This is a genomic window from Pseudoalteromonas sp. A757, from assembly GCF_004103285.1.
In the GTDB taxonomy this organism is placed as follows: domain Bacteria; phylum Pseudomonadota; class Gammaproteobacteria; order Enterobacterales; family Alteromonadaceae; genus Pseudoalteromonas; species Pseudoalteromonas galatheae.
On record NZ_QNQN01000074.1, the window covers coordinates 555,462 to 567,827 of the forward strand.

10 protein-coding genes are annotated in these 12,366 nt (G+C 39.7%); 2 read left to right on the forward strand and 8 right to left on the reverse strand.

Translation table 11 applies throughout. The annotated features are described in order from the left end of the window. Position 1: 1 nt before the first annotated feature. The 7 genes from DRB05_RS22025 to DRB05_RS22055 form a co-directional block, all read right to left on the reverse strand. Positions 2–1,258 (reverse strand): benzoate/H(+) symporter BenE family transporter, encoded by a 1,257-nt coding sequence (locus DRB05_RS22025; protein ID WP_128728819.1) that lies wholly within the window; start codon positions 1,256–1,258, stop codon positions 2–4. Positions 1,259–1,379: 121 nt separating this feature from the next. Beyond that, positions 1,380–1,580 (reverse strand): 4-oxalocrotonate tautomerase family protein, encoded by a 201-nt coding sequence (locus DRB05_RS22030; protein ID WP_128728820.1) that lies wholly within the window; start codon positions 1,578–1,580, stop codon positions 1,380–1,382. Between the two features lie 54 nt (positions 1,581–1,634). Further along, positions 1,635–1,994 carry a rhodanese-like domain-containing protein gene (locus DRB05_RS22035; RefSeq protein WP_128728821.1) on the reverse strand — a complete coding sequence of 120 codons (360 nt, stop codon included), beginning with the start codon at positions 1,992–1,994 and terminating at the stop codon, positions 1,635–1,637. Positions 1,995–1,997: 3 nt separating this feature from the next. Then, complete coding sequence (locus DRB05_RS22040; protein ID WP_128728822.1) at positions 1,998–2,975, reverse strand: phytanoyl-CoA dioxygenase family protein; 978 nt, start codon at positions 2,973–2,975, stop codon at positions 1,998–2,000. 36 nt (positions 2,976–3,011) lie between these two features. Further along, entirely contained in the window at positions 3,012–7,385 is a 4,374-nt protein-coding gene (locus DRB05_RS22045) for an AMP-binding protein (protein ID WP_128728823.1), read from the reverse strand. Between the two features lie 163 nt (positions 7,386–7,548). Then, a complete protein-coding gene (locus DRB05_RS22050) occupies positions 7,549–8,532 on the reverse strand; it encodes a diiron oxygenase (RefSeq protein WP_128728824.1) in 984 nt (327 codons plus the stop codon). 36 nt (positions 8,533–8,568) lie between these two features. Then, on the reverse strand, positions 8,569–9,858 hold the full coding sequence (locus DRB05_RS22055) for a glutamate-1-semialdehyde 2,1-aminomutase (RefSeq protein ID WP_128728825.1): 1,290 nt from the start codon (positions 9,856–9,858) through the stop codon (positions 8,569–8,571). 226 nt (positions 9,859–10,084) lie between these two features. Here DRB05_RS22055 and DRB05_RS22060 point away from each other — a divergent pair, with 226 nt between their 5' ends. Continuing rightward, positions 10,085–11,032, forward strand: a complete 948-nt coding sequence (locus tag DRB05_RS22060; protein WP_128728826.1) for a porin — start codon at positions 10,085–10,087, stop codon at positions 11,030–11,032. A 180-nt stretch (positions 11,033–11,212) separates the two neighbouring features. Further along, positions 11,213–11,506, forward strand: a complete 294-nt coding sequence (locus tag DRB05_RS22065; RefSeq protein ID WP_128728827.1) for a prephenate dehydrogenase — start codon at positions 11,213–11,215, stop codon at positions 11,504–11,506. Between the two features lie 67 nt (positions 11,507–11,573). Here the strand turns inward: DRB05_RS22065 and DRB05_RS22070 are convergent, their stop codons facing one another. After that, positions 11,574–12,056 (reverse strand): DUF3016 domain-containing protein, encoded by a 483-nt coding sequence (locus DRB05_RS22070; protein WP_128728828.1) that lies wholly within the window; start codon positions 12,054–12,056, stop codon positions 11,574–11,576. Between the last annotated feature and the right edge of the window lie 310 nt (positions 12,057–12,366).

Sequence of the window (12,366 nt, forward strand, 5' to 3'; positions counted from 1 at the left end):
ACTACCTACTCTCGTCAACAACCTCAGCTTTCGGTTTATTTACTGTGGTAACTTTAGGTCCTGTTAAAAAATTAGATTTAGCAATTACCATCACAAATACTCCAGCAACTATACCCCAAAATGCAGATCCCACTCCCATAAAGGAAATACCAGAAGCTGTTACAAGAAAAGTCACTAATGCTGCCTGACGATTATTTTCGTCCGCCACCGCAGAGTTTAATGCATTACCGATAGTCCCCAACAATGCCAAGCCCGCGATCGCTAGAATCAATGCCTCAGGAAATACACTAAAAGCCTGCACAATCGTCGCCCCAAAAATCCCAGTCAGAATGTAAAATACCCCTGCGGCTATTGCCGCTACATACCGCTTTTTAGGATTTGGGTGAGCTTCCTTACCGACACAAATAGCAGATGTTATCGTGGCAAGGTTAATTGCATAAGCTCCAAAAGGGGCTAATAGTGTTGTAGACACACCAGTCCATGCAATAAGTGGCGATACTGGCGTATCTTTATAATCTGAAGCTCTTAACACGGTCAGCCCAGGTAAATTCTGTGAGGCCATAGTCACAATAAATAACGGCACCGTAATACCAATAAACCCCTGCCAACTAAATACTGGTGTCACAAACTCGGGTTTGGTAACTGAAAAGTCCATGGGCTGAGGGCTAATTAAGCCTTGTTGATAAGCAATACTACACCCAACAACTAACGCTAAAATGACGGAATACCGAGCACTAAATTTCTGACTGATAATAAACACAAGAAACATCACAAGCACAAGTATCAGTTCTGATTGCATTGCAGCAAATGCATTAATACCAAAGTCTAACAATACACCTGAGAGCATTGCAGCTGCGAGAGATAGTGGAATCTTTTTCATCAACCGCTCAAATAGCCCACTAAAACCACTAATTGCGATCAAGAGTCCAGTAATAATAAAAGCGCCGATGGCTTCATTTAAACTGACTCCAGAGGCTCCAGTCACCAACATAGCAGCACCTGATGTTGACCATGCAGTGGTGATCGGTGTTTTATAACGTATCGACAGTGCGATACCCGATAGCCCCATACCTAGCCCCAGAGCTAATATCCATGAACTTATTTGTTGCTCAGAGGCACCCAAAGCTTGGGCAGCTTGAAATACGATTACAACTGAACTGGTAAAGCCAACTAACACAGTTACAAAACCAGCGTTAATTGCAGATAATGACATATCTTTAAATATATCAATCAGCGGATTAAGAACTTTATTTTTCATTTTCTAATTTACCATTATAAAAATGAAAAATGGGCACATACCCATTTTTCATTCAATTTTAGAACAAAGCTTAGCGACGTAAACCGTAATATTTAACAGTTGAAACTTTGCCTAATCACAACTATGAGACCAGCTTAGTTACTTGTTTTCCACCAGACCCCCAATTCTCAATTGCGACTTCATCAATCACCACTGTTGTATAACTTTCTGGCTTACCTAACACATCCCTTAAGACGCCAGCAACACCTTCAATTAAATCTGATTTTTGCTGCTTGGTTACACCCGACTCTGTAGGTGTTATTTTAATATTTACGTAAGGCATAAATTTATTCCTGATTTTGCTACATTTATCATGCTTTTATTGTTAACTCACAGATTAAGATTCGGCGTTCACGGTTGGGTAATCATGTTCATCCCACCAGGTTAAACCGCCGCTTAGCTCGACCACTTTGAAACCTAATTTAGCTAACTTCAGCGCACCATTAGTGGCTGCATTGCAACCTAATCCATCACAATAAGTTACGTATAATGTCGCGCTATCAAAATCACCTCGGTTGTCCTCAATAATTTGGCTATGAGGGTAATGGATAGCACCTTTAATGTGCTTTTTTGAATAGGCAACTTCACCTCTAACATCCAATACCACAACCTGTTTAGTTGATTTCATTGCCTCGTGAAGATCCCACGAGTCAATTTCAAACGCTAATTTATTTTCATAATAGTTAACCTGGTCCATAAGTTACGCTGCCTTCGATTGTTTTACTTTTAAAGCACTGTAAAAACCTTCACTGGCTTTAAGAAAGCGTTTATCTCTATCAGCATCAAAATAAGCACTCTCAGTTATTAGTTCATTATCAACATCACAAACTTCTAGATGAAACTTAGTCGGCCCCTCATAACCATAATAGTCTCGTGGTATTTCAATCATCTCAGCACGTTTTTGATCGTAACGAGAGTCTGCTGCGATGAAACGTAAACTAAAGGCATCTCGAGCCTCTAGTGGGCCTTCCTCAAGCGGTGCACTGCGATGTAATACATACTTGTCAAAAAGAATGACATCGCCTAACTCATAATCATCTTCAACCGAGAAATACTCTAATAATCGAGCGATACCACCAGAATTTAAAGGGTCATCACGCAGCGATACATAATCATCAAAATCAATACCACCTGACTTAATATGCTCATCCATACAGCGGAATACAGCGGGATCAATAAAGTCATACATAAATTCACCAGAAATAATGTCTCTTGGAACATAGCACATACCACCACGCTGTTTTTTGCTGTCTATTTTATGCAAAGGAGCCCATAAAGTCGTACCGTTATCCTCTGCTCGGTTGAACCCGAAACTCTGTGACTCAATGTGCCAAGTAAAACCTTTATTGACCGCACCTGGTTTGCTTTGCTTCAAACTAAAGCCAACACCTTGGGTATAAAATAAGTCCTCCTGGCACAGCGACAACATGATATCCCTAAAGCTTTCATCGCCAATAAGCTCAAAAATCGTCTCATCACCGTTACATAGATCATATCTCAACTTATCAAACCCTTTTTGATAATGATCTGTCGGAGTTTCAAATTCGTCGTTCACTCTAGCACGTAAAAATTCAATCATTTCTTCAGAAAAGAATTGCTTTAAAACAACAAATCCTGTTCTTTGATAGTGCTCTATATGTTCTTGTGTTAGTTGGAAGTTGGGGTTTAATTTTTGCATTTTATATTCCTTTTAATAATGGTTTAGTTAAACAATTCACGCGATTTCTTTTAATAAATCAGATGGATAATCCGGATATTGAAAAATACGTTTGCGAGTAAACTGACCATAATGCAATTGATTAGGGTCCGACTTACATATCGCTTTGCGTTCAATAAGATGAGCAACAAACTGTTCAATCCAAGCCAACGTTGGCGGCTCAAATTGACAATCAATCAGGGAAAGCTTTCTAAGCGTCTCACTATGGTCATAAACCACATTTCTGGGACTGCGAGAGCTCCATAACTTACCTAATGCTAAATCTGAATCTGCGGTACCATCAAACGCCTCAAAGAGCTCACCGAAACTTTTACAAGTAGAGCGATTAAATTTAAATCCTTGCTTAACTAACGCTTGATACAACGACTTGATAGGGAAGTAATGTGGTGTGTCAACATGGAATACTCCCGACTTTTGGCGCTGCTGCAAAGACAACTTGATCACACATGAAGCTACAACATCAACAGGGCTGAGGTTTACCTGTTCATCAATATGAGTAGGCAATACACCAAGCTTTGCGGTTGCATTTAAGAACTGAATAAGTCTGTTAGCTGATGAGTTCCGTTGAAACTTTCCAGTTAAAGAATTCCCTGAAACATTACCGGTGCGATAAATGAAAGCAGGGTAGCCATCAATTATATGACTATTAACAATTTCCTCGGCTTCATATTTTGTTTTTTCATAGCCATTTTGAAATTCTTGACCAATGTTAAGCGAACTTTCTCTAAATCGCGTTTGCTCTTTACAAACTCCACAAACAGCTAGGGTTGACATATAATGAAGATCTTTCAACTTACCGTGCCGAGTAAAGTCAATAATCTGCTTTAATGGTACGATGTTAGCTTGCTGAAACTGCTGTAACGAGCCTACTAGACGAGTATCAGCAGCGAGGTGATATACTGCATCCACACTACTTTGTAACGCCTTGTAGCTATTTTCATCCAAACCAAAATTTGGCATCACAAGGTCACTTTCGATTACTTTTACTCTGTCCTGATACCTTTCCCATTGTTCTGCCTCAAAGTACCAACACCAGTTGTCATACAAACGTTGGTAAGCGCTTTCAGTGGCTGTTGCACGAACCAAACAGACCACTTCAGCATCACTCAATCGCATCAGCTGCTCAAGACAGTGAATGCCGATGAATCCGGTTGCTCCGGTTAAAATGACTTCTTTATAATCTCGGGGTTGCTCAGTTACCAATGATTCACTTAACTTTTCAGGGCAATAGTGAATAGCACCAGTACTTGTTCCCGACGTAGTTATTGATGGTTTGACGGTACTGCTATCAACAAGCAATCCTGTTAATAAAGCACGATAATTGTCTAAAAATGATGATATTTGTCGTTGCTGCTGTTGATTAGCGTTACCTGGATATGAAATATCGACAACGTATTGACCCAACATTTTCTGGATTGATACCTTGATCTCATGAAAGCGTAGATTGCTTGCCCCTCGACATGTGCCAATATCGATAGTACATGGTGTCAGCTTTAGTCGGTCATCATGTGGAAAATCAGTGTCTCCCAAGAAGTTAAAACAAATTGGTGACTGGTACAGAGCATCTGCATGTTGATGATGGTGAATTTGCCAACTTCGATGAACACCCAAATCAGCAACTGCATCAAAACTTGCTTTAGTATTCCTTAAGGTTTGCTCAAATAGCTGCTTGTTTACTGAAACATTTAATGGGAAGGTCGAAGTATGCCAACCAACTGTTCTCGATATATCTAATTGTGGATCAAATGACACTCGACCATGACTTTCAATGTCGATGCAAACTTGCTCGGTATCTTGTAAGCGGCCACACGTTTGAAACAATGCCCCTAAAAATAATAAATGTAAGGGTACATGCTGAGCAGCGGCTATAGATTCTAATTCGTCAGAGTGCTGTTTAGAAAAGACTAGCCAGTCTGTCTTTGCTTCACTTTCCGTATGTATTACTTTATCAATCAGTGGCGTTGAATGTGCGCTTGATGCTAACTTAGTTTCGATATTTTCTCGTGTAACCACTTCACCTTGTATGTGGTCAACCCAATCCCAAAATCCGCTTTGCACAGCGCTATCAGCGATTGCAACTCCGTCTTTCAAGTCACAATATATTTGCGTTACTTCATTGGTAATAATGCGCCATGAAATAACATCAACACAGATATGGTGGGCTACCAGCAACAAGTAACTTATACCTTCACCTGTAGAGAATAAATGCGCCTTAAAAACTGCTCCAGACTCTAAATGAATAGCACTTTGGATTAGTTTAGCCTGCTCAGTAATTGCTTCTTCATCATCGAGACTTATCATCGAGTGGGAAAATACGCTGTCGATCGCCAGAGGTAATGTTTTTGCGCTGTAGCCACCGTTTTCGTTTTGACTAAAAGCGGTTTTCAATAACTCATGCTGTTCACATATTTTAGTTATTGCGGTTTTCAGAAGCTCAGGTTCTAAGTCAGCTTCAACCTTAAAAATTACTGACTGATTATAAAGATCCGGATTAGCTAAATTTTCTTTAAAGAAAAAGTCTTGTGCTGCCGCGAAAACATCGCTAGAGGTCTTCTTAGTTGCGTTTTTACTCTTTTCTTGACGCTCTCTATTGCTAATAACACTACTAATAATGCCATCAATAGTCGGCATGTTGTTGAAATCGAAAGCTGTTATGGCAAAGCCCTTATACTGCAAATCGGCAACTAACTGCACAGAGTCAAGTGAATTTCCTCCAAGCTCAAAGAAATTTTCATGAACACCACAGCGTTGTGGCGCAATATGCTTGTAAAAAATGGGACTAATAGATTGAAATAATTTAAGATTTTCGCCGCTATACTGATTTTTTTCTGCACCGTGGCTGTCAATATTAGATGTTAAGTCTTCAACTAACTTGGCTTTTAATAACGCCTGAATGGCTTTGTTATCTGTTTTACCATTTTCATTACGCGGCATCTTATCTAATACATAAAATCGCTGAGGTATGGTATGTGCAGGCATAGCTTCACTGAGCATTGCTTTTATATCGTCACATGGCTTCGCAGGTGTGCTTATAGCTGCTAGCAACCAATTTTTGTTTTCATGTTGTAAATAAGCAACAGATGCGGCAGAAACTGACAGCTGCTCTTTTAATGTATTCTCGATACTCTCAAGCTCAACTCGATAGCCATTGATTTTTACTTGGCGGTCAATTCGGCCAATAAAACTGGCCATTCCGCTTTCATCTAATGAGACGTAATCCCCTGTTTTATAACAACGTACAGTGCCAGTTTGTGTCTCAATATTTATAAATCGTGCACTTGTTTCTTCCACTCTATTGCGGTAACCCTGTGCTACCGATGGACCAGCAATTAATAACTCACCTCTCACATTACTGGACTTGAATTTTCCATCATCACATTTGACAAAAAAGCAGGTATCACCAAATGGAGAACCAATAGGGATGACATCATCAGAGAAGCTATTAATATGCTCTATACTAGTTAACTCGATTGCAGAAACCCCAACTGTTGCTTCGGTTGGTCCATAGTGATTGAACACCCGTTTTGCTATTTGATTCTCCAATACATCCCGTGCAGTGCGCTTTTGCAGTGGCTCACCACCAAAAATAATGTACTCAAGACTTGGTAATATCTCAGTTTGATTCGTGAAGCTCTGAATAACAGCAGACCAATGCGAAGGCGTGATTTTAATAAAATCAATATCTTGCTCACGAAGGTAGGTTATTAATTTTCGCGGATCTTTACGCGTATATTGATCTATCAAATGTAAGCAGCCACCGTGATAAAGTGACAAGAACAAAGAAGTATTTCCCAGATCAGCAGCTAATGTGCTCAAATGTCCAAAGTTCAGTGGTGCTTTTACTTCTGTTAGCGCCGAAATACTTTGACTATAGTGATGAATATTACCGTGACTGACTTTCACTCCTTTGGGCTTACCTGTTGAACCCGAAGTAAATAGTACATAGGCAATATCATTCGATGATAGCTCAGGCAAGTCAACATGTTTACCTGTCGCATTCAACAGCTGCTCAACTGTGTAAGCTTCAATGGTTTCGCTCAGTGAAGAAGCTTCAGCATGTGCGATAATCGTATAATCCGGCTGAATATCTGATAAATGTTTTAGTAATTCGGCAGTACTTTGAGTTTGTTCAACAACTGTATAAGCAGCTCCCGCTAGCATAGTTGCCAACATACTTACTATCGTATTTACGCCTCTATCTGAGCATATTGCGATAACATCGCCACGCTTGATACCTAAGCGAATCAAATTGTCAGCTACAACCTTCGATTGCTGGTACAGTTGAGCATAAGAAAGCTGTTCTTCACCTGCAACCACAGCCACCCTATCCTGATGTTTTAGCGCATTATTAAAAAAGGCTTTTACTATCATGGTAGTTACCTCTCCCCTAAAGAGATGTTAATACCTCAATGCTCGGTCTATTTGGCTTTTATGAATAAAATGGCATGAGGTATTTTATTTACACGACTTCAATTAAATATCCTTATAAAGAGCCGGCTAAGGCCCTTTATTTTTACTTTGCAATTACACAGGCTCAGTCGACCTGATGACCATGAGCAATAAATGCTTGCTTAGTTGGCTCGTGATCAAACATCCGCATTTTCTCAACAGCTTCAACAAGCTGTAGCGTTGTCTTTTGGATATAGCTATTCATTCTGGCCATATACTCTTCATGAGTGTCATCCAAAATTGTTTGCGTTTCTTGCTCTGAAAAGCCTGCCGCTAGTAGCACTTTGCGATCAAAGTCGCGCGTTTCATCACCCTTGAGATATTCGTCAATATATGCAGGGAGGAACTGTCCGATTTCAACTTTCACTTCTTCTGGAAGCTTAGGCCAGTAGTTCGTTGTAGCTGTCATGAAGAAGCTAGCGTGGCGACCTTCATCCGCAACGTGATCACTCATAACCTGGTTAAACGTTTCTGTAGTATTTTTTTCGTCACCAATAGCCAATAAATCTTTGGTTAGCGTATGCTCGGCTAATGTCACAGAAATGAGTTGAAAATGATTATGAATTTCGGGGCGTAAAACTTTATAGGCATTTCTAACTGCATCAAGGTTGCCGTTAGAGTGCGGAACTTCAAGCGGCTCTATCTTATTTTGCTCTTTCATCTGCATAATAAAGTCAAGTGCAACATAAGCGTGATAACCCTCATCAATTACTACAGCAAGTGCTTCTCGCTTGGTTACATCACTAAAGCCTTCAATTACGTTATTTACAATATTTAAAGAACAATCAATTACGAAACGGGTCTCTAGTAAACCAATGTCATACATGTACTGATAAGCTGATTGTGCAAGAATATAGCCTATAGTCTCTTCACCTTTACTAATGACTAATGGGTGGCTAACTAGTGGCTGCCTTGAAGGGGGGAAAATATATTCATCGCTATCAAAGCTAGGCACAATAATACGGTCTGTGGTGCGAACTGTAGCTTTGCGATACCAATGCTTGATATTGTTAGTCTCTTTCTTGATATTCTCGACGTTCGGTAAAATCTTCGTTGCTAAATTACTCATTTATAGCTCCTTTAAACTTAAGTTAATTCCAGTAAATTAAAAATGTTTCTGTAGTTGTTCAGCGATAGTTTCAGCAAGCGCTTTGGCAAAGCCTTTAATATCTTCTTCGCTATGAGCATCGGTAAGAAAAATCGGCTCTTCTAGACTAGGAGCCATTAGATACCCCTTTTCGCGCATGACTAAATGGGTGTTCTTGAATACGTCATATTCTTGCTGTTTAACATCTGAGTAACTTTTCATATCAGCTTCAGAACGGCGAAATGCGATGCCGGAGAGCGCGCCAAAGCGGGTAAAGTGAAAAGGAATATCGAATTTCGCGAAGTGCGTTTTTATTTCTGACTCAAGCAATTTACCTTTAGCATCCATTTTTTCGTAAAAGCCTGGTTGAGCCATAATATCTAGTGCAGCATTACCTGCACTCATAGTAATAGGGTTTCCTGCAAACGTACCTGACTGAAAAACTTTGTTGCCGATCTCAACCAGCTTCATAAACTTCTCTTTGCCACCGTAAGCACCAACAGGAGCACCACCACCAATGATCTTTCCAAAAGTAGTGAGATCAGGATCCACATCAAGTAACTCAGAAACGCCACCAAAGCGGAAACGGAACCCTGTAACCACCTCATCAAAGATAAAAAGTGAACCATAATCGTTACAAAGTTGACGGATATTTTGGTGAAAGCCTTGTTGCGGTTTAACAAAGCCCATATTTGTAGCGAAAGGCTCAACGATCACAGCTGCAATTTGATCTCCGTGTGTCTCAAAGATCTCTCTGAGTTGCTCGGAGTTGTTGTACTCGCACAATAGAACGTTATGCTCAGCGACCCCATTAGTAGTTCCTTTAGTTGCAACTCCCTCATTTCCTTCAGGTTGAGCTAGCAACGCATCCGCGTGACCATGGTAAGAACCAACAAACTTAAGAAATAGCTTTCGATTGGTGTAAGCTCTTGCAATTCGTAGTGCAGTCATGACAGCCTCACTACCACTTACTACAAAGCGCAGCTTATCGATAGCACTAGTACTATCAACGATCTTTTTAGCTAACTGCTGTTCGATTTCGGTAGATAAACCAACTACCAGCCCCTTATCAAGTTGTTCAGATACTGCACTTGATATCTCTGTACGTGAATGACCGAGATAAATAGCACCAAAGCCACTTAAAAAGTCGGTATATTCTCTACCATCAACATCAATTATCTTGCTCCCCTTAGCTGACTCCAAAATGATTGGACTACCGCCAACTAATGAGAAAGTTCTCATTGGTGAGCTCACGCCATTAGGTATTACCTCATTTGCAGCTGCAAATATTCTCTCTGAGTTTTTCATGATATTTCTCGACTAATGTTAAAAATTATTCATCTACCAGCAATCCGCTTTGAGAATAAAATTGCCGTAAATAAGCTTCTGCGGTGATTATTCGTGTGTAGTCGATTTTAAACAACTGCAAAAAGTTACACTTTACTTACCTTTAGTGATTTTTATTTAATAAAGGAGCAACTGACTTAATTTATTTAATAAAGAAACAACATTTCCAGATAGGAAAATAGTGAATATGACGAACCTTCCTCTCACAACAGCCACTGTTTTATTTAGTAGCCTTTGGTCAGTCTCAACATCTGCGGAAGCCGCTAACCACTTATATGGGCTGATTAACATTGCATTGGAACAAAGCACACCTAGCTCAGCTTTAGAGCACAAAATTAGTAGCAAAGCATCAAGGTTTGGCATCAAGGGTGAGCGACAACTAGAACATAAAGTTATCATTAATTACAAAATTGAATATGGTGTTAACTTGAATGGAGAAAGAACCAGCTTAAGAGAACATATTGTGTTGCTCAACACTGAACATGGAAATATAAAGTTGGGCTATAGCAACACCCCATTTAAGCTATCACAAGGCAAAGTAGATATATTCAACGATGTGGTCGATATGAAATTATTGCTACCCGGAGATAATGTCACTGAGCTTTTGCACTATCAATCGCCCACTTTTGACAATTGGCGGCTAAACATAGCTTACATAGCTAATGGTAACGATCAGTATGAAACCCATGCCACCTCAAGTAGTTTACAATACCAAAATGATAACCTTTATTTTGCTATCGCTTATGAAAATGGTGTGACAGAGCAAGAATTAATCAGGGTATCAACATCATATAATTACGATGCGTGGCAACTTGGCTACTTATACCAAGCACAGTTAAACAACAATCTTGGTAATCGAAAAAATTCGGGCCATTTAATTAGCGCAAGCTACAAGCTCAACTCAGCTCTATTTAAAGGACAGTATATAAGCTCTAGTTATACTAGCGGCAATAAAGGATTTTATGGAATATCAGGCGTGCCAATGCACAGTATCACCTTAGGGCTGGACTATAGCTTGCAGCAGCATACAACATGGTATAGCTATTTCGCTTATGGGCGCTCCGACGACACAAACCAAGTAAGTGATAATGATAAAAGAACAATTATAGGTATGGGGCTAAAAACGCTGTTTTAGTCTCTACTGACGAAAGAGTAATGTCATTACTTCAAAACATTACTCGAACAAAAGTTGAACCTCTAGCCCAGCTTTTACTATTTACACGCTAAGTCTTTGCCTTACATACAGCAGCATTTTAAGGCAAAACCTAGTATCATTGTGACAAATTTTCACAAGATTGTAATTGGTAGGAAAATCATGCAAGCCGTTATCGAAAAGCTTAATGAAAACCTCAAGATCGTATACCGGCAAGCGCTGGATGCGGATAAAAAACTCGATGAATTGCAGCAGCAAGGTCACGGTAAGTTTAAGGCGCTATTTACGGAAGATGCCGGGTTTACGTTTGAAGCAAAACGCTTTAAACCTTATGTATTGGATGTTGCAGCCGACGTTGAAGGTCTATCGAAAACTGAAGAAATTGACGAGCAAAAACTCGCATTGGTTGTTAAAAAGTTACAATCATTACTACAGTTGCTAGCTACTTTTAAGTAGCCAACTCCTTAGTTAAGCACGCAGCAGGGTCGCTGCGTGCAGACTTTTCAGTGCAAACATCAACTGTTCAGCCTGTTTTCTTCATTAAGTCATCCTCAAACCAGTCAGTTAAAAGACGCTTTTCATAATAAAAAGGTTCATCTAAGCCCACTTTGACTCTGTCCATAAATGACATATCTTTTAGTTTGACGCCGCTCTCTTCTGCGATGCTGTTACCTGATTTATCCGTGAGCTTATAGCTAATTTCAAAACGAGGGAAATGAATTGGCTTAATCACACGAATGTCTGTCATGCCATAATGTACATCACCAGCTAAATCAATCTCATCAAAGTGAATAGCTAATTTATGCCCTGCAAGTAGCTTCTCTGCTAGCTTTTCTAAATGTTTGGTAAGTTGTTTTTCCACTCGCTTATGGAACGAGCCACGCGTCTCATTTCCCGGTCTAACATCGCGATACTCTTTAAAGTCCTTCCAAGTTACAGCAACTTCACCAGCATTCACAAATAGAGGGGTCATTAATAAAGCAAGTATTGCAATTAGTGTTTTCATATTTGGATCTCCTTCAAGCTCTGTGTTTACCTTACTCCTCAAAGATATGAAGTAAAGCAAGATCACACCCTTTTACGCAGTGTGACATTTGACTACATTTACATAACCTACCTAAAACTATACACAAAAGTTAGTTAGCTAGCCGAATGAAGAAACTAAGTTCACTAATACTATTCCACTCTAGATCAATGCTTCTCAAAACAGTGTAGATTTTTGGAGCTATTAAAAACAAAGTTAAAGCACGCTTAAGGAATCACAACTGCTAGCGCTCAAGTTGCCACTCTGCCAGCTTTCAAGTTAGCTATAGTTA

Bases quoted from the DNA above. Each gene is read 5' to 3' on its own strand.
- DRB05_RS22025 (WP_128728819.1), bottom strand. From the start codon at position 1,258: ATGAAAAATAAAGTTCTTAATCCGCTGATTGATATATTTAAAGATATG.
- DRB05_RS22030 (WP_128728820.1), bottom strand. From the start codon at position 1,580: ATGCCTTACGTAAATATTAAAATAACACCTACAGAGTCGGGTGTAACC.
- DRB05_RS22035 (WP_128728821.1), bottom strand. From the start codon at position 1,994: ATGGACCAGGTTAACTATTATGAAAATAAATTAGCGTTTGAAATTGAC.
- DRB05_RS22040 (WP_128728822.1), bottom strand. From the start codon at position 2,975: ATGCAAAAATTAAACCCCAACTTCCAACTAACACAAGAACATATAGAG.
- DRB05_RS22045 (WP_128728823.1), bottom strand. From the start codon at position 7,385: ATGATAGTAAAAGCCTTTTTTAATAATGCGCTAAAACATCAGGATAGG.
- DRB05_RS22050 (WP_128728824.1), bottom strand. From the start codon at position 8,532: ATGAGTAATTTAGCAACGAAGATTTTACCGAACGTCGAGAATATCAAG.
- DRB05_RS22055 (WP_128728825.1), bottom strand. From the start codon at position 9,858: ATGAAAAACTCAGAGAGAATATTTGCAGCTGCAAATGAGGTAATACCT.
- DRB05_RS22060 (WP_128728826.1), top strand. From the start codon at position 10,085: ATGACGAACCTTCCTCTCACAACAGCCACTGTTTTATTTAGTAGCCTT.
- DRB05_RS22065 (WP_128728827.1), top strand. From the start codon at position 11,213: ATGCAAGCCGTTATCGAAAAGCTTAATGAAAACCTCAAGATCGTATAC.
- DRB05_RS22070 (WP_128728828.1), bottom strand. From the start codon at position 12,056: ATGAAAACACTAATTGCAATACTTGCTTTATTAATGACCCCTCTATTT.